14 protein-coding genes and 1 pseudogene are annotated in these 17,820 nt (G+C 63.6%); 8 read left to right on the plus strand and 7 right to left on the minus strand.

The genetic code is table 11. The features are described 5' to 3' along the window. The first annotated feature begins 2 nt into the window (after positions 1-2). From APH28_RS13875 to APH28_RS13885, 3 genes are read left to right on the plus strand one after another with little or no spacing between them, the layout of a single operon-like run. Positions 3-1,259 carry an HlyD family secretion protein gene (locus APH28_RS13875; RefSeq protein ID WP_060510198.1) on the plus strand — a complete coding sequence of 419 codons (1,257 nt, stop codon included), beginning with the start codon at positions 3-5 and terminating at the stop codon, positions 1,257-1,259. Continuing rightward, a complete protein-coding gene (locus APH28_RS13880; protein ID WP_060510200.1) occupies positions 1,256-3,361 on the plus strand; it encodes a peptidase domain-containing ABC transporter in 2,106 nt (701 codons plus the stop codon). Before APH28_RS13875 ends, APH28_RS13880 begins: the two co-directional genes overlap by 4 nt. Then, a complete protein-coding gene (locus APH28_RS13885; RefSeq protein WP_060510202.1) occupies positions 3,358-4,713 on the plus strand; it encodes a TolC family protein in 1,356 nt (451 codons plus the stop codon). The genes APH28_RS13880 and APH28_RS13885 overlap by 4 nt, the downstream gene beginning before the upstream one ends. Positions 4,714-4,723: 10 nt before the next feature. Here the strand turns inward: APH28_RS13885 and APH28_RS13890 are convergent, their stop codons facing one another. From APH28_RS13890 to APH28_RS13900, 4 genes and pseudogenes are all read right to left on the minus strand, one after another. Beyond that, positions 4,724-5,683, minus strand: a complete 960-nt coding sequence (locus tag APH28_RS13890; RefSeq protein WP_060510203.1) for a cation diffusion facilitator family transporter — start codon at positions 5,681-5,683, stop codon at positions 4,724-4,726. Positions 5,684-5,829: 146 nt separating this feature from the next. Next, the gene (locus tag APH28_RS29500) at positions 5,830-6,585 is read right to left on the minus strand and encodes a methyl-accepting chemotaxis protein (RefSeq protein WP_371263085.1); all 756 of its coding nucleotides are present in this window, start codon (positions 6,583-6,585) and stop codon (positions 5,830-5,832) included. Positions 6,586-6,687: 102 nt separating this feature from the next. Continuing rightward, positions 6,688-7,896: pseudogene (locus tag APH28_RS29505) on the minus strand (HAMP domain-containing protein); the annotation flags it as partial. Between the two features lie 66 nt (positions 7,897-7,962). After that, on the minus strand, positions 7,963-9,315 hold the full coding sequence (locus APH28_RS13900; RefSeq protein WP_060510207.1) for an APC family permease: 1,353 nt from the start codon (positions 9,313-9,315) through the stop codon (positions 7,963-7,965). Between the two features lie 465 nt (positions 9,316-9,780). Here APH28_RS13900 and APH28_RS13905 point away from each other — a divergent pair, with 465 nt between their 5' ends. Both APH28_RS13905 and nadA read left to right on the plus strand, forming a co-directional pair. Further along, positions 9,781-11,289, plus strand: coding sequence for a YdgA family protein (locus APH28_RS13905; protein WP_060510209.1), 1,509 nt, complete (start codon positions 9,781-9,783; stop codon positions 11,287-11,289). Between the two features lie 234 nt (positions 11,290-11,523). Next, a complete protein-coding gene (nadA, locus tag APH28_RS13910) occupies positions 11,524-12,582 on the plus strand; it encodes a quinolinate synthase NadA (protein ID WP_060510211.1) in 1,059 nt (352 codons plus the stop codon). 117 nt (positions 12,583-12,699) lie between these two features. On the opposite strand, the gene APH28_RS13915 is transcribed toward nadA, so the two are convergent. After that, positions 12,700-14,136 (minus strand): M48 family metalloprotease, encoded by a 1,437-nt coding sequence (locus tag APH28_RS13915; RefSeq protein WP_060510213.1) that lies wholly within the window; start codon positions 14,134-14,136, stop codon positions 12,700-12,702. Between the two features lie 117 nt (positions 14,137-14,253). Between APH28_RS13915 and APH28_RS13920 the strand changes: the two genes are divergently transcribed. Both APH28_RS13920 and APH28_RS13925 read left to right on the plus strand, forming a co-directional pair. Then, entirely contained in the window at positions 14,254-14,493 is a 240-nt protein-coding gene (locus APH28_RS13920) for a sulfurtransferase TusA family protein (RefSeq protein ID WP_027919941.1), read from the plus strand. Between the two features lie 19 nt (positions 14,494-14,512). Then, entirely contained in the window at positions 14,513-15,583 is a 1,071-nt protein-coding gene (locus tag APH28_RS13925; protein WP_060510215.1) for an AI-2E family transporter, read from the plus strand. A gap of 34 nt (positions 15,584-15,617) precedes the next feature. On the opposite strand, the gene APH28_RS13930 is transcribed toward APH28_RS13925, so the two are convergent. Next, positions 15,618-16,091, minus strand: coding sequence for a peroxiredoxin (locus APH28_RS13930; protein ID WP_060510217.1), 474 nt, complete (start codon positions 16,089-16,091; stop codon positions 15,618-15,620). An 11-nt stretch (positions 16,092-16,102) separates the two neighbouring features. Then, positions 16,103-16,666 carry a glycine cleavage system protein R gene (locus tag APH28_RS13935; RefSeq protein ID WP_060510219.1) on the minus strand — a complete coding sequence of 188 codons (564 nt, stop codon included), beginning with the start codon at positions 16,664-16,666 and terminating at the stop codon, positions 16,103-16,105. Positions 16,667-16,926: 260 nt separating this feature from the next. Between APH28_RS13935 and dapA the strand changes: the two genes are divergently transcribed. Beyond that, the gene (dapA, locus tag APH28_RS13940; RefSeq protein ID WP_060510221.1) at positions 16,927-17,814 is read left to right on the plus strand and encodes a 4-hydroxy-tetrahydrodipicolinate synthase; all 888 of its coding nucleotides are present in this window, start codon (positions 16,927-16,929) and stop codon (positions 17,812-17,814) included. Positions 17,815-17,820: the final 6 nt, after the last annotated feature.

Here is a 17,820-nt window from a genome sequence, read left to right on the forward strand (position 1 = left end):
GAATGCTATTTCGTAAGGAAGCACTGCAATCAGGGGCACGCAACGACCTGGGTAGCGTGATATTGCTATCGCCACCGTCCTTGCGCATCGCCAGCGCCTGCGCAGTGCTGTTCTGCATCGCCGTAAGCCTGTTCATCACCTTTGCCAGCTACACGCGGCGTGAGGCCGTTAGCGGTGTGCTGGTGCCCGAGGCCGGGGTAATCAAGGTGTTCGCCCCGCAGGTTGGGGTGGTGCAGGACCTGCAAGTCAGCGATGGCGAGCAGGTAAGGGCGGGGCAGGCCCTGTTGACCCTGGTCAGCGACACCCGCAACGGTGAGGCGGCTGCGAACCAGGATGCCATCAGCCGGTTGCTTGCCCGGCGCAACAACAGCCTGGCCGACGAAATTGACGAAACCCGGGTGCTTCATCAGCAGGAACGTGACGGCAAGAGCCGCCGCCTCGGCATGTTGCAGGGCGAACAGGAAAAGGTCGCCGCGCAGATTGCCCTGACCCGCCAGCGCCTGGCCTTGGCCCAGGGGATTGCCGAGCGCTACGCCGAGCTGCAGCGTCAGGACTTCGTTTCCCGTGACCTGCTCCAGGCCCGCCAGGATGCGGTGCTGGAAATGCGCCTTCGCGCCGAGGAACTGAACCGCTCGCTGTTGGCCCTGCGCAACGAGAGTGCCGCGTTGCGCGCCGAACTTGCCGAACTGCCCTACAAGCAGACCAAGCAGATGGCAGAACTGCAGCGCCGGTTGCTGGAGAGCCAGAGCAGCCTGCTGGAAAGCGAGCTCAAGCGCCAGGTGATGCTCACCGCCCCGGTGGCAGGGGAGGTGGCGGCGCTAGGGGTGGTCAACGGGGCGCGCGCCGATACGGGTCGCCCGCTGCTCAGCCTGGTACCGCAGGACAGCAACCTGTACGCGGAACTCTATGTGCCCAGTCGTTCGGCCGGCTTCGTGCGGCCAGGGAATACCGTGCTGCTGCGCTACCAGGCTTTCCCCTATCAGCATTTCGGCCTGGCCCGCGGTACCGTGGCTTCGGTCTCGCGCAGTGCCATGCCGGCTGACGAGGTCATGAGCGTTGGCGTGCCCTCCGAGGCGTTGCGCGAACAAGGGCCGCTGTACCGGGTCAAGGTCACGCTGGAGCGACAAAGCCTGTTTGCCCGCGGCGGTGAAGAACACCTGCGCTCCGGCATGCAGTTGGATGCGGACATCATGCTGGAGAAGCTGCCGCTCTACGAATGGCTGCTCGAGCCCCTGCGCGGCATAGGAAAACGCCTGTGAGCCTTTACCATTCCTTGAGCTTCGGCATCGGCCGCAAGCTGCCTGTGATGCTGCAGGTCGAGGCCGCCGAATGTGGCCAGGCTTGTCTGGCGATGGTTGCCGCCTTTCATGGCCAGGTGCATGACATGCAGGGCCTGCGCCAGAGGCTCGCGCCTTCCATGAAGGGGGCCACGCTCAAACAATTGATGGCCATGGCCGGCCAGTTGGGCCTGGCCACGCGGCCGCTGCGTCTGGAGCTGGAGGCACTGCCGCAATTGCGTCTGCCGTGCATTCTGCACTGGCAATTCAACCACTTCGTGGTGCTCAAGGAAGTCGGCCCGCGTGGCGTGGTCATCCATGATCCGGCGCGCGGGGTGCGCAAGCTTGGCCTTGAGGAGGTCTCCGGCGCCTTCACCGGTATCGCCCTTGAGCTGTGGCCACACAGCGATTTCCAGCCGGGTGAGGTGAAGACGCGGCTGTCCCTGCGCCGCTTGCTGGGCAGGGTCGAGGGCTTTGGCGGCGTGTTCGCCAAGGTACTGGCGCTGGGCCTGGCGCTGGAGCTGTGCACGATACTCGCGCCATTCTTCATACAGACAGTAATCGACAAAGTGCTGGTCAGCGCCGATCGCGACCTGCTGGCGGTGTTGGCCATCGGCTTCGGCCTGCTGCTGCTGGCACAGCAGGTGCTGTCGCTGGGCCGTTCATGGGCATTGATGTACCTGGGTACGCTGCTCGGCAGCCAGTGGCAGATCAATGTGTTCAACCACCTGGTGCGCCTGCCGGTGGCATTCTTCGAGCGGCGGCATCTGGGCGACATCATTTCTCGTTTTGGTTCGCTCAAGGCAATCCAGCGCACCCTCACCACATCGTTCATCGAAGCCATTCTCGACGGTCTGATGACCGCGGTCACCCTGATCCTGATGTTCCTCTACAGCCCGCCATTGGCGCTGATAGCGGTGGCTGCCATGGTGCTCTACGGGCTTGCGCGCTGGGCCTGGTTCGGGCCACTGCGACGGGCCAGCGAAGATGAACTGGTGCGAGCGGCGAGGCAGCAGAGCCATTTTCTCGAAACCATGCGCGGTGTACGCACGCTGAAACTGTTCGCACACCAAGAGCAGCGGGCGACGACCTGGAGCGGGCTGCTGGTCGACGAGATCAATGCCGGGTTGCGGCCGCAGAAGCTGCAGCTGCTGTACCGCACGTTCAACGGCCTGCTGTTTGGCATGGTGACCCTGCTGGTGATCTGGCTGGGCGCCCGGCAGGTGATGGACGGTGCGTTCAGCGCCGGCATGCTGATCGCCTTCAGTGCCTACAAGGACCAGTTCAACAGCCGCGTGTCAGGGTTGATCGACAAACTGGTCGACGTCGTGATGCTGCGCCTGCACGGTGAGCGCCTGGCCGACATTGTGCTGGAAGCCGCCGAACCGCAGTCGCGGTTGCTGCCGGAGACTGACACTGGGCCAGTGCCGCGGCTGGAAGTGCGTCAGCTGAGGTTCCGCTATTGCGCCTACGAACCTTGGGTGCTGGACGGTGTTTCACTGGTGATAGAGCCGGGTGAGTCGCTGGCCATCGTCGGCCCGTCAGGTTGCGGCAAAAGCACGCTGCTGAACGTGATGCTGGGCATCCTGGCACCGGTCGAAGGGCAGTTGCTGCTCGATGGCGAACCGATCGACGCACGTTCGATAGACCGCCTGCGCCGGATCAGCGCCACGGTGCTCCAGGACGACGTGCTGTTCGCCGGTTCCATCGCCGACAACATCAGCTTCTTCGCCAATGACGCCGACCCAGCCTGGATCGAGCAGTGTGCACGCCTGGCTGCCGTACATGACGACATCGCACGCATGCCGATGGCCTACAACACGCTGGTCGGCGACATGGGGGCAGTGCTCTCCGGCGGACAGAAGCAGCGCATCCTGCTGGCCCGGGCGCTGTACCGGCGCCCGAAACTGCTGTTTCTCGACGAAGCCACCAGCCACCTGGACATCCAGCGCGAGGCGGCAGTCAACCAGGCACTGGAAGCGCTGCACATCACCCGCGTGATCGTCGCCCATCGGCCGGATACCATCCGCTCGGCCCAGCGGGTGGTTGCGCTGCTCGACGGGCGGGTGACGGGCGCATCATGAAGCGCCGCGCAGTGTTGGCCATGGTGCTTTGCCTGGCCGGCCTTCAGGGGCAGGCGGCGCAGCCTTTGCAGGCTTGCCCCGGGCCATTGCCTGGCGACCAGCCGCTGGCCTTGTCCCGTGCCGTGGCCATGGCTCTGTGCGCTGACCCCGAGCTGCAGGCAGCCTGGCGTACGCAGTTGAGCAGCCAGGCCAGCATGGAGGCCGAACGCTCGGCCTACTGGCCAACCCTGCAGGGGCAGGCAAACAGCGGCAGGGCCAACCGCCGGACGCGCTATGACGGTTTTCCCGAAGCCGACTCCAGCCTGAATGCCCGGACCAGCGGCTATGGGTTGAGCCTCAACTGGGTGCTGTACGACTTTGGCCTGCGCGCGGCCAGGGTGGAAAGCGCCCGCCAGTTGCTCAATGCGGCCAGCAGCAGCCGGTTGGAAAAGATCCAGCAGGTGGTTCTCGGCACCAGCAAGGCGTTCTACCAGGTGCAGGCCAGCAGCGCACTGCTCGAGGCCCGGCGCAGCATCGAGGCGCTGGCCGCCGACAGCTTGCGCGTGACCATCGCCAAGCACCAAGCCGGGGCAGGGGAGCGCGCCGACCGCCTGCAGGCACAGACCACCTTCGAGCAGGCGCAACTGGAGCGGGTGTTGGCCGAGGGCGACCTGGCCATTGCCAGTGGTGCGCTGGCCAGTGCCTTGAACCTGTCGCCTTCCGCACCACTGCGCCTGGAGGCGCTGGACGAGCCGCAAGGTCAGGAAGCAGGCTTCATGCAAAGCGTCGATGCGTTGATGGAGCAGGCCCGGCAGGCTCATCCTTCGGTGGACAGCGCTCGCGCCCAATGGGCCTCCAGCCTGGCCAAGGCCGAGGCGGAGCGGGCCCAAGGGCGGCCGACGATCTCGCTGTACAGCGACTACCGGCATGAGGATACGCCGGTCGAGCAGGTGGCCTCGCGGCAGCAGATCGAAACCTGGACCGTGGGCGTGCAGGTCAGCGTGCCGATCTTCGATGGCTTTCTAGCTCGCCGCCGGGCCCGGGCGGCCGAGGCGGAAGCGGCGGCGCGGGAGCAGGACCTGTACGGTGCGCAGCGTGCCATCGCGCTAAGCGTCTGGCGCAGCCGCCAGTCCCTCGAGGCGCGTACGCAGGCGCTGGTCATCAGCCGCCGGCTGGTCGCCAGTGCCAGTCAGTCGCACCGGGTGGCGCTGGGGCGGTACAAGGCCGGGGTCGGTAGCATCATCGAGCTGCTGAACGCCCAGAACGAACTGGCCAACGCGCAGCAGCGACGGGTCGCGTCGGTGGTCGACTGGTACACAGCGCGCCTGCAACTGGCCGCTGATCTCGGCCAACTGAACGGCGCCGAGCACTAGCGAACGCCGTTTATTCCGCCCAGGCCGGGTCGCCGGTGAACACCACGGTGATCCAGCGATCCGGGCCTTCGCCGCCGACAGCCTCACCGACCTCGTCACGCAAGGCATCCCACTCAGCGATCGAGCGTGGCCGCATGTCCGCTGGCACGATGAAATAGAGTTCGATTTCGCGTGAGCGCCCGACCTTGGCCACGTAGGCCTTGTAGGACTTCAAGCCGTGCTTGGCGACGAACTGTCGTGCAACGGTGTCGACGTGCAGCTTGAGGTCGCCGGGTGTCACCAGGAATATCTCCGACAGTGCCTGACGCACCACCGACAGTGGCAACGGGATGATCACCAGGCAGACCAATGCCAGTACCGCCGGGTCGATGTACGGCGATACCCACTCCCATCGCGTGCCTTGCACCGCGTAGCCGAAGCAGAAGGCGATCAGCAGGGCGGCGGTGATGCTGGCCGACATCACCCAACCCTTGACGTCCATGCGCACAAAGTCCGACTTCAGCTTGCGGTTGGCGCGGTCCTCGATCACCGCGATGGTCGCGCAGGCGATCACGGTCAGCAGCGCGTAGACCATGGCGATGCCGAACTCCAGGTGTCGCCCGCCTTGCAGCAGGCTGCTGACAGCGTTGATCAACGCGTAGATGGCAACGCCGCTGAGCAGGATGCCATTGAGTGCCAGGACCATCGGTTCCAGGTGCCAGAAGCCCATGGTGAAGCGCTCACGCAGCTTGCGCGAGAGTTGCAGGCTGGTGGCATGCGAAGTGATCAGCTTGACCACTACCAGCGACAGGCCGCTCATGCTGGCGTCAACCAGCGAGTAGACGCCGTCGAAGACGATCGAGAACGAGCCGGAGGCCAGGCCGAAGCCGATGCCGATGGTGGCGATGAACAGCGTGACGGCGATTGAGGTGCGTAACAGGCCCTGTTCGCTGGTTATATCGAAAAATGAACTTCGGGTTGCGGTTTGCATGTGTTGTGCTCGGTAAATAGCGATGTTGCTGTGTTGTCTGTGTTGGCCTCTTCGCGGGCGCGCCCGCTCCCACAGGAATATCACAAGCCTTGAGGGCTGCGCTGTACCTGTGGGAGCGGGCATGCCCGCGAAGAGGCCCTTACAGGCTAGACGCGGAACTGTTCCATCAATGCCTGCTGTTGGTTGGCCAGGCGATTGAGCGCCTGGCTGATGCGCGCCGATTCGTCGGCCTGGCCCGACAGCGACTCAGTCACGTCGCGAATCCCGGCCACGTTGCGGTTCACTTCCTCGGCCACCGCACTTTGCTCCTCGGCCGCCGAGGCAATCTGCAGGTTCATGTCGCTGATCACCGCCACGGCCTCGCCGATGCGCTCCAGCGCAGGCAGTGCCTGCTCCATGCGGGTGGCGCTGGCCTGGGCCTGGCGCTGGCCTTCGTGCATGGCACCGACCACGTCCTGGGTGCCTTGCTGCAGGCCTTCGATCACCTGGCGAATCTCTTCCACCGACACCTGGGTGCGCTGGGCCAGGCTGCGTACTTCGTCGGCGACCACGGCAAACCCACGCCCGGCTTCGCCTGCGCGTGCGGCTTCGATGGCGGCGTTGAGGGCCAGCAGGTTGGTCTGCTCGGCAATCGCGCGGATCACCTCGAGGACCGAGCCGATCTGCTCGCTTCGGTGCTCCAGTGCACGGGCTTCATCCATGGCGGTGTTCATGCCGGTTGCCAGCTGGTCGATGGTCTGGCGTGTGCTGGCGATCAGTTGCAGGCCCTCCCGGCTGGCCTGATCGGCGCCACGTGCGGCCTGGGCCGCCTGTGCGGCGTTGTGCGCGACATCCTGGGCGGTGGCACTCATTTCGTTGGCGGCGGTGGCGACCTGTTCGATTTCCCGCTGCTGTTGCTGCATGCCATTGCTGGTCTGGCTGGCGATGGCGGCGGACTGGTCGGCGGTGCCACGGGCTTCGAGCAGTGAGCCTTTGACCTGAGCGATCACCGGCTGCAGCTTGTCGAGGAAGCGATTGAACCAGCCTGTCAGCTGGCCAAGTTCATCCTCGCGGGCGTAGTCCAGGCGACGGGTCAGGTCACCTTCGCCGCTGGCGATGTCTTTCAGGCGGGCAGCCACGGCGAGGATCGGCCGGGTAACGCCACGGGCAGTCAGCCAGACCAGCAGCAGGCCGATGATTGCGGCGCCCAGGCCGATCAGCAGGCTGGTCAGGTTGGCGCTCTGGTTGTGGCTGTCCAGGCGCTGGTTGAGGGCCACGGCTGGCGCTTGCAGCACGGCTTCAGGCAGTTCCAGCTGTACGTGCCAGGGGCTGGCTTCAGGAATAGGCGCGAACGGCCGGGTTACACGCAGCAGGCCCTGATCCACTTCCTTGTCCAAGGGCTGGCCCAGCTTGCTGGCGTCGCGACTGTGCCCGGCGAGCAGGCCGGCAGCGCTGACGATACTGACCTGGCCCTGGCCGTCGAAGAGTTCCTTGCGGCCATCCAGGCTCAGCTGCTGCAGGTTGTCCAGGCTGATGTCCAGGCCAACCACGCCGACGACCTTGCCGTTTTCCAGCAAGGGCAGGGCGATACTGGTCATCAGCACCTGGTGACCGTTGACCTCATCAAGGTAGGGCTCGAGTACACAGGCCTTGGCGGTTTCCTGCGGGCAGGTCAGCCAGCGGTTCTTGGCCAGGCCATTGGTGCCGGGGCTGTTGTCGCCCAGCATCGATTCAGGCATCGCCTCCAGCTCGAGGGAGCCTGGGCGGGGTTGTGACCAGTACAGCGAGAAACGTCCGCTTTCATTGCTACCGCTGGTCTCTTGGCCAACGAACTGATTGTCCTGGTGGTCCAGTGCGTTGGGCTGGAACACCAGGTACAGGCCGATCACGTCCGGGTTGCCGGCCAGGCTGGCGTGAGCCTGACGGGTCAGTTCGGCGCGCAAGTCGCTGCCGCCCTTGGTCTTGAGCACCTGTACCAGGCGGGCAAAGCCGTTGCCGTACTGGTAGGCGTCCATGAAGTAACGCTGGATGCGTAACGCCTGCGTTTCGGCGTGGGCCTGAAGGCGCAGGCGTGCACTGTGTTCAAGCATTTCCGTGCTGGCCTGGTTGACCAGCGCCGCGCTACGCCGCGACTGGGTCAGTGAGCTGGTGACCAGCAGGGCGACGATGGCCAGCAGGCACAGGCCGGTGAGCAGGGTGATCTTCCATTGGATGGAGAGGCGACGCAGCGGCATGAGGACTTTCCTTCTCGTTCAACAACAACGCCCGCGTTCAGGCGCGGGCGTTGTCGGAGGCTGGTGTCATTCAGCGACGTAGTTCGGTGGCGCGACCCGGAAGGCCTTGGTCAGCCAGGCCAGATGTAACAGCCCCGCCAATGCCCAGAGGCCGCCGAAGATCAACGAATGCTCGTTGAGGTCAAGCCAGAGCTTGGCAATGATACAGAAGCCAAAGGTCGGCAATACCAGGTACTTCATCTTGTTCGCCAGCCCCTGACGATTACCCTCGCGCAGGTAGCAGTGAATGATCACCGACAGGTTGACGAAACTGAAGGCTACCAGCGCGCCGAAGTTGATGATCGAGGTGGCGGTGACCAGGTCGAAGAAGATCGCCGAGAGGGCGATCACGCCGACCACGGCAATGTTCACGATCGGGGTCTTGTAGCGCGGATGCAGGCGGGCGAACACGCCGCTCGGGATCACATTGTCGCGGCCCATCACGTACAGCAGGCGCGACACGCTGGTCTGCGAAGCCAGGCCTGAGGCGATGGTATTGATCACGGTGCAGGCGATGAAGATCGACTGGAACAGCTTGCCACCGACATACAGGGCAATTTCCGGCAGTGCTGCTTCCGGGTCATGGAAGCGCGCATTGGTCGGGAAATACGCCTGCATGAAGTACGACACCAGGATGAACACCGCGCCGCCGATCAGGGCAGTGAGGAAGATCGCGCGTGGGATGGTTTTGCCCGGATCCTTGGTTTCTTCAGACAGGCAGGTGACCGCGTCGAAGCCCAGGAACGAGAAGCACAGGATGGTTGCGCCGGCAGCCAGGGCGCTGAGCTGCGTCTGCGAGTCGGCGAACGGCAGCAGGCTCCAGGTAGTCCCCAGCCCTTCGCCTTGGTCCAGGCCGCGTACGCAGAGGTAGATGAACACCGACATGATCATCAGCTGCACGACCACGAACAGCAGGTTGAAATGCGCGACCAGGTTGATACTGCGCATGTTGATCAGGCTGATCAGGGTGACGAAGCCGGCCACCCACATCCAGGCCGGCACCTCAGGGAACATGGCCGAGAGGTAGAGCTTGGCCAGCAGCGCGTTGACCATCGGCAGCAAGAGGTAATCGAGCAGCGAAGACCAGCCGACCAGGAAGCCCACGTGCGGGTTGATGGCGCGCTGAGTGTAGGTGTAGGCAGAACCGGACTGCGGGAAGCGGCGCACCAGCGTGCCGTAACTCACAGCGGTGAACAGAACGCCGGCCAGGGCCAGCAGGTAGGCGCTGGGAACGTGGCCGGAAGTGATGCCGGACACGATGCCGAAAGTGTCGAACACGGTCATGGGCGTGAGGTACGCCAGGCCAATGATGACCACGTGCCAGAGGCGCAGGGATTTACGGAATTGGCCGTTGCCGGTGGCGTTGTGGTCATGCTGCATGCTGGTGTGGCTCCATGTTGTTCACCTTTTTGTTTGGAGCAGAGGTAGGCGCGTGCTAGGCGCCGGCGTCAGGCTGGCAGTGCCTTGGCGAGGAGGTTGAAGCGTGCGGGCAGGGGCATCCGAGCATCATGACGGCGCGACTTTTTCTTCTTCGTGGATCGGGCGCTGGGCAGGTGGTGAAAATAAAAAACGATTGGTAGGGAGGCGTCAAGTTAAACATGACAAGATGTTGCGAAATTGAAATATTTATCGGGTAAACGGCCTGAATGTTCGGTTTTTGCGCGTTTTTTTGCGGTTTCGATCGACTTGGATGTTCGTAAAAATTAACGATTGTCGGACATTTCCTTAATCCATTCTTCTGCCCAAGGCGTGCTCAACACGCTGCCGCGTCGATGATATCCTTTTGCATCCCTTGCAGCCGATTGGCTGTGAATCCGCCCATATGGACATCGATCGGTTCTATTCATGAAGAAATCAGTAGGCATTCTTTCCGGCCTGGCTATCGCCATTGCCGTCGTGAGCACCGCAGGCGCCTGGTACACGGGCAAACAGCTGCCCGGGGAGCTGGCCAACGCCGTCAGCCGCAGCAACGACCAGCTCAAGAAGGCCCTGACCAACTATGGCGGCAGCATGACCGTCGAGCTGGTCTCGCTCGATCAGCATTTCTTCAGCAGCACCGCGCAGTACCGGCTCAAGGCCAAGGATATCAACCTGGGTAACGGCGAAGTCGTCAGTTTCGACCTCGGCATGACCGACCAGATCGAGCATGGGCCGTTCCCGTGGTCGCGGGTCAAGGCACTGAAGCTGGTGCCGGTGCTGGCTGCGAGCAGCAGCAGCCTGCAGAAGGATGATCTCACCGCGCCGTGGTTCGCTGCTGCAGGCGAGCAGTCGCCGATCAGCGCACACACCAGCCTGGGCTTCTCGGGCAACGTCGACAGCAGCATCAGCGTGGCACCGCTCAAACACACCGAAGCCGACGGCAGCAGCCTGGATTTCTCGGGGATGTCGCTGGAGGTCAGCGGTGATCAGGAAGGCAAGGCGTCGAAATTCCATGGCAGCGCGGATCGCTTCGTGATGAAGCTGGTCGGCGAGGACCATGCGCCGGCCACCCTCGAGCTATCGGGGTTGAAGGTCGGTGGCAATCTGGCTGCCAGCAAGCATGACGCCGTTTATGTCGGCAATGTCGACCTGCTGCTGGCCGAGGCCAAGGCAACCTTGGGTGACAAGCAGCAGGTGCTGGTGCTCAAAGGCCTTGAACAGAATGTCCTGCAGACCCTGGATGGCCCTGACACCGTGGGTGGCCGCGTCGATTATCGGGTAGCGGACATCACCTGGGATGGCCGCGCGGTCGGTAACGCGCAGATGGGTGTGAGCGTCAAGTCGCTCAATGCCCCGGCCTTGCAGTCGCTGTCGAAATGGTACCAGGCCCACCTGCCGGAGTTCGAAGCCGCTCAGGCTGCCGGCCAGCCGGTGCCGGAAATCCAGATGGATGAGGCGGAAAAAGCCAGGTTCCATGGCGACCTGCAACAATTGCTGGCCTCCAAGCCCAAGCTGGCCATCGAGAACCTGGCGTTTCGCACCGCCAATGGTGAGAGCCGCTTCGACCTGTCGATGGATTTCGCCAGCCCGGCCTCGTTCGACCTGCCGCCTGACCAGCTGAGCAAGCAGCTGATTACCGAGGTGAAGAGCAAGCTGTCGTTGTCCAAACCGATGATTGGCGACCTGGCGACCTTGCAGGCGCTACTGGAGGGGCAGACCGATGCCCAGGCGATTGCTTCGCAATCGAGTCAGGCCGGGGAGATGGTCGGCATGATGGCGCTGCAGAGCGGTATGGCCACCGTGCAGGGCAACGATGTGGTGTCGAGCCTGCACTATGCCGATGGCATGGTCGACTTCAACGGCAAGAAGATGACCGTCGAAGAATTCGCCATGTTGCTGGCGGCGCATTTTGCCGCCATGCAGCCGCAGGGTTGATGGGTTGACCTGTGCTGGCCTCTTCGCGGCTTTAGCCGCAAAGAGGCCAGCACAGGCCTCACAAAAACCACTTTAGAATTCCCTTGATTGTCTGTAGCCTTCGGCGTCCGATAATAATCCGCGCCCGCAGAGGGCCGTGGCGGCACGCCTGCCGTCCGGCACCCTTAGCCGATCTGCCAGGGCCGGGTGATACACTCGATTTGACGCGCACGCGCGCCTGCAGGTCCAGCGATCATGACCCAGATTTCCGAACGCCTGTTGGTTCAGGCCCACCTTGATGCCAAGCAGCCCAACCCGCTGACCGCCGAGCAGGAGGCCGAATACCGTGCGGCCATCGCTGCCGAGCTGAAAGCGCAGAATGCCGTGCTGGTGGCTCACTACTACTGCGACCCGGTCATCCAGGCGCTGGCCGAAGAGACCGGCGGTTGCGTGTCCGACTCGCTGGAAATGGCCCGCTTCGGCAAGAACCACCCGGCCCAGACAGTGATCGTCGCCGGTGTGCGTTTCATGGGCGAAACCGCCAAGATCCTCACGCCGGAGAAGCGCGTGCTGATGCCGACCCTCGAGGCGACCTGCTCGCTTGACCTGGGTTGCCCGGTCGAAGAGTTCTCGGCTTTCTGCGATCAGCACCCGGAGCGTACCGTGGTGGTGTATGCCAACACCTCCGCTGCGGTTAAGGCGCGGGCTGACTGGGTAGTGACCTCCAGCTGCGCGCTGGAGATCGTCGAAAGCCTGATGGACAACGGTGAAACCATCATCTGGGGCCCGGACCAGCACCTGGGCCGTTACATCCAGAAGCAGACCGGTGCCGACATGCTGCTGTGGGACGGTGCGTGCATCGTCCACGAAGAGTTCAAGTCGCGCCAGCTGGCCGACATGAAGGCGCTGTATCCGGATGCCGCCATCCTGGTACACCCGGAGTCGCCGGAAGCGGTGATCGAGCTGGCCGACGCAGTGGGCTCCACCAGTCAGCTGATCAAGGCGGCGCAGACCCTGCCAAACAAGACCTTCATCGTCGCCACTGACCGCGGCATCTTCTACAAGATGCAGCAGCTGTGCCCGGACAAGGCATTCGTCGAAGCGCCGACTGCCGGTAACGGCGCGGCGTGCCGCAGCTGCGCGCACTGCCCGTGGATGGCGATGAATACCCTGGAGCGGGTACTGCATTGCTTGCGAAATGGGGGGGATGAAATCTTCGTTGATCCGGCGCTGGTGCCGAAGGCGATCAAGCCTTTGAACCGTATGCTGGACTTTACCCAGGCCGCTCGCCTGAAGCTCTCCGGTAACGCTTGAGATCGCTGGGGCCGCGTTGCGGCCCTTTCGCGACACAAGGCCGCTCCTACAGAGGATCGCACAATCCTGTAGGAGCGGCCTTGTGTCGCGAAAGGGGCGCAAGGCGCCCCCAAAATATCAGCGCCCCATCATTTCCTGAACCATGCGCTTCTGCTCCATGATCTCGCGCTGACGCTGGTCGATCTGCGATGCCAGCGGGAAGTTGCTGCCCGCTCGACGCTTGGCGTAATCCAGCTGCTGTACCGCCTGGTCGAAATCCCCCACCAGGGTGAAGTATTCCGCGCGCGCCCGGTGCAGGCCAATGGTGTTGCCCGACAAGCCGCGCACTTCTGCCATGTCGTACCACACGTCCGGGTCATCCGGCCGGCTCTTGAGCAGGTCGTCCAGCACCTTCTCGGCCTCGGCCGGCTTGTTCTGCTTCACCAGCAGGTCGGCACGCACCTGTTTCAGCGGATAGTTGCCCGGGTACAGCCCCTGCATGCGCTCGGCGCGCTGCTGCGCGTCGGCCAGGCGGTTGTTGGTGATGTCCAGGTCGATCTGCGCCAGGTTGTAGGTGATGTCGTTGGGCGCCTTGGCCAGCAATGGTTTGAGATTTTCCCGCGCTTCATTGAGCTGGCCACCCTTGATCTGTGCCAGGGCCAAGCCATAGCGGGCGGCATCGAGTTTCGAGTCTTCGTCGAGCTGGGCGCGGAAGCGCTTGGCCGCGAGGCCCGGAGTGCCCTCATAGGTCAGTGCCACGCGGGCGCGGATCAGTTGGTAGCGCTGGCTGTCTTCGACGCCGCCCTTGGGCGCCTGCTCGGCGCGGTTGCGGGTGTCGGCAATACGCGATTCGGTCACCGGGTGAGTCAACAGGAACTCTGGCGGCTTGGCGTCATAGCGGTACTGGCGCGCCAGGCGTTCGAACATGGTCGGCATGTTGCGTGGGTCGTAGCCGGCCTTTTCCAGGTTCTGGATACCCACGCGGTCGGCTTCCTGCTCGTTCTGCCGGGAGAAGCGCCGTTGCTCCTGGATCGCCGCCGCCTGGGTGCCGGCGATCATGCCGATACCGGCATCACCCGCGCCGCCTGCTGCCAGCACGATACCGGCCAGCAGGGCAGCCATCATCGGCAGCTGCATGCGCTGCTGGGCCTCGACGCCACGGGCGAAGTGGCGTTGTGACAAGTGTGCCAGTTCGTGCGCCAGTACCGAAGCGTACTCGCCTTCGGTCTGGGCGTTGAGGAACAGGCCGCCGTTGACCCCGACGATGCCGCCCGGCGCGGCAAAGGCGTTGAGCTCGCGGCTGTCGATAAGGATGAACTCCAGGCGCCGGTCCTGCAGCTGGCTGGTTTCGGCCAGCCGGTAGACGGTGGTTTCGACATAGTCCTTGAGCTGCGGGTCGTTAAGCTGGTTGACCTGGCCGCGCAGCAGGCTCAGCCAGGCGCGGCCGAGGTCGTGCTCCTGTTTCGGCGAGACGATCGCGGAGCTGGCGTCGCCCAGTGACGGCAGGTCGTCGGCATGACCGGGAAGGGCCATCAGGCAGGCCAGCGTCAGCAGGGTGGGGCGCAGTAGATTCATGCAGAAGCTCGCGTCGATCAAAAGGCTTACTGTAGCCGGGTCGCGCGGAGCCGACCAGTGGCGGTATGCTACCGAGCTTTTCCCAAGACTGTCCGCCCCGCCCTGGAGACGCGCCCGATGAGTGACACCCTGACCTGCGACGCCGAGCTCGACGCCAGCGGGCTGAATTGCCCGCTGCCACTGCTGAAGGCCAAGATGGAACTCAACCGCCTGGCCAGCGGGGCGGTACTGAAAGTCATTGCCACCGATGCCGGTTCCCAGCGCGACTTCCGCACTTTCGCCCAGCTTGCCGGTCATACCCTGCTGCATGAAACGGCCGAGGCCGGAACCTATACCTACTGGCTCCGCAAGGCCTGAGCCAACCCAAGGATCGTCAATGTTCAAAGTGCTTCGCGACTGGATAGAGCGCTACTTCTCCGATGAGGAAGCAGTGGTGCTGGCGGTCCTGCTGTTCCTGGCCTTCACCGCGGTACTCACCCTCGGCGGCATGCTCGCGCCGGTGCTGGCGGGCATGGTCCTGGCGTTCCTGATGCAAGGGCTGGTCAACGCCCTGGAGCGCGTACGGGTGCCTACCCGGCTGGCGGTGATGCTAGTGTTCGCCCTGTTCATGGGGGCGCTGGCGGTATTCATGCTGGTGCTGGTGCCGTTGCTTTGGCATCAGCTGATCACATTGTTCAACGAGCTGCCGGGGATGCTTGGCAAATGGCAGTCGCTGTTGCTGCTGCTGCCTGAGCGTTATCCGCACCTGGTGTCGGATGAGCAGGTGCTGCATGCGATCGAGTCGGTGCGGGGCGAAATTGGCAAGTTTGGCCAATGGGCGCTGACCTTCTCGCTGTCGAGCCTTCCGTTGCTGGTCAACGCGATGATCTACCTGGTACTGGTGCCGATCCTGGTGTTCTTCTTCCTCAAGGACCGCGTGCTGATCGGGCGCTGGGTCAGTGGCTACCTGCCGCGCCAGCGCACCTTGCTGAACCGGGTGGGCAGCGAGATGAACCGGCAGATTGCCAACTACATTCGCGGCAAAGGCATCGAAATCCTGATCTGCGGGATTGCCACCTACATTGCTTTCATCAGCCTGGGGCTCAATTACGCCGCGCTGCTGGCGTTGCTGGTGGGGTTGTCGGTGGTGGTGCCTTATGTGGGCGCGGTGGTGGTGACCGTACCGGTGACGCTGATCGCGCTGTTCCAGTGGGGCTGGGGCGACCAGTTCATCTACCTGATGACGGTGTATGCGATCATCCAGGCGCTGGACGGCAACGTGCTGGTGCCGCTGCTGTTCTCCGAGGCGGTGAGCCTGCACCCGGTGGCGATCATCTGTGCGGTATTGCTGTTTGGCGGGTTGTGGGGGTTCTGGGGGATCTTCTTTGCGATCCCGCTGGCAACCTTGATCAAGGCTGTGCTGGATGCCTGGCCCCGGCAGGAGTCGAGCGTTTCACCGTTGCTTTGAGGTAATGGGGGCCGCACAGCGGCCCCCATCCATTTCAGCCTTTGTTCAAGGCCTGGGCAGCTGCCAGCACGGCATCCACATGCCCGGGCACCTTCACCCCACGCCATTCCTGGCGAAGCACACCGTCCTTGTCGATCAGGAAGGTGCTGCGGTCGACGCCCATGTATTCCTTGCCATACAGCTTCTTCAGCTTGATCACGTCGAACAACTGGCACAGGGCCTCGTCCTTGTCGCTGATCAGCTCGAACGGGAAGGCTTGCTTGGCCTTGAAGTTCTCGTGCGACTTGATGCCATCACGCGACACGCCGAACACGACGGTGTTGGCGACGGCAAAGGCGTCATGCTGGTCGCGGAAACCCTGGCCTTCGGTAGTGCAGCCCGGGGTGCTGTCTTTCGGGTAGAAGTACACCACCACTTGCTGGCCCTTGAGCTCGGCCAGGCTGACGGTCTGGCCACTGGTGGCCTGGGCCTGGAAGTCGGCGACGGGTTGGTCGAGTGCTACTGCCATGGTCGGTTTCCTTACATGGGGTTTTGTGGACGCCACGGCTCGATCAGGGCATCGAGGTTCAGGGCGTCGGCGAAGTCCAGGAACTGGTCGCGCAGCCAGCTGATCTGCGTGCCGGCCGGCAGGATCACGGTGAACTGGGCATTGAGCATGCTGCTGCCGGTCTGCGGCGCCAGGTAGGTGTCGCAGGTCATGGCTTCGAGTTCGACGCGGTGATCGAGGAAGAACTGGCACAGCTCGTTGATGATGTCCGGGCGGTAGGCGGCGCTGACGTAGGCCACGTAGGGCAGCGCCTGTGGGCGTACTTCTTGGTCGGCGCTGCGCACCACGTCGAGGGTCAGGCCGTGTTTCTTGCCCAGGCCCGGCAGCATGGCTTCGAGGCGCGCCAGGGCGTCCCAGCTGCCGCCTACCTGCAGCACCAGGGCGCTGGTCTCGCCGTGGCGGCTCAGGCGCGAGGTGACCACCGCGCAGCGGTTTTCGAAGGCGGCGCGGCTGAGGACATTGGCCAGCTCCATGGGGTTGGGCCCCAGGGCGCTGATGACGAGGAATTGTTCGCGGACGGAGGTGGGGGTGGACATGCAGCATTCCTAAAGCGATGAGCGGTCGGTGCAGGACGGGCGAAAGCCTCCTGTCGGCAGGGCCCGGGGCTCGCATGCGAGGACGTGGACGCTGGCCGCGGAGCAGGGTCGACGGCCCGGCGGGCCGCGCTGCACCGATCAAAGGATCAAGGGTAGCGAAATAAGCCGCCGAGGGGAATGCTCCAGCCGCCTGCTTCGCTTGTGCAAGGCCGATGCCCCCAGTACCATTACCGCTCTCTTTTTCCGGCAGGAGCAGTTACATGATTGCGGGCAGTATGGTGGCGTTGGTCACACCCATGGATGCACAAGGGCGTCTGGACTGGGTAAGCCTCGACAAACTTGTAGACTTCCACCTGGAAAACGGCACCCACGCGATCGTCGCTGTCGGCACCACCGGTGAGTCGGCCACGCTGGATGTCGAAGAACACATCCTGGTCATCAAGCACGTGGTCGAGCGCGTCAAGCGCAGCAACAAGCCGATCCCGGTCATCGCCGGCACCGGTGCGAACTCCACCACCGAAGCCGTGCACCTGACCCAGAACGCCAAGAATGCCGGCGCCGACGCCTGCCTGCTGGTAGTGCCGTACTACAACAAGCCGACCCAGGAAGGCCTGTACCAGCACTTCAAGCACATTGCCGAAGCCGTCGACATTCCGCAGATCCTCTACAACGTGCCTGGCCGCACCTCCTGCGACATGCAGGCCGACACCGTGATCCGCCTGTCGAAGGTCAAGAACATCATCGGCATCAAGGAAGCCACTGGCGACCTGGCCCGTGCCAAGGCGATTCTCGATGGCGTCGACAGCGACTTCATCGTCCTGTCCGGCGATGACCCGACTGCCGTCGAGCTGATCCTGATGGGCGGCAAAGGCAACATCTCCGTCACCGCCAACGTCGCCCCGCGCGAAATGGCCGACCTGTGCGAGGCCGCCCTTGAGGGCAACGCCGAGAAGGCCCGCGCAATCAACGAAAAACTCATGCCGCTGCACAAAGACCTGTTCTGCGAAGCCAACCCGATCCCTGTGAAGTGGGCGCTGGTGGAAATGGGCCTGATGCACAAAGGCATTCGCCTGCCATTGACCTGGCTGAGCGAAGGTTGCCACGAAAAAGTCCGTACTGCCTTGCGCCAGTCCGGCGTACTGGTTTAAGAGGAA

Source organism: Pseudomonas sp. NBRC 111124, assembly GCF_001320245.1.
In the GTDB taxonomy this organism is placed as follows: domain Bacteria; phylum Pseudomonadota; class Gammaproteobacteria; order Pseudomonadales; family Pseudomonadaceae; genus Aquipseudomonas.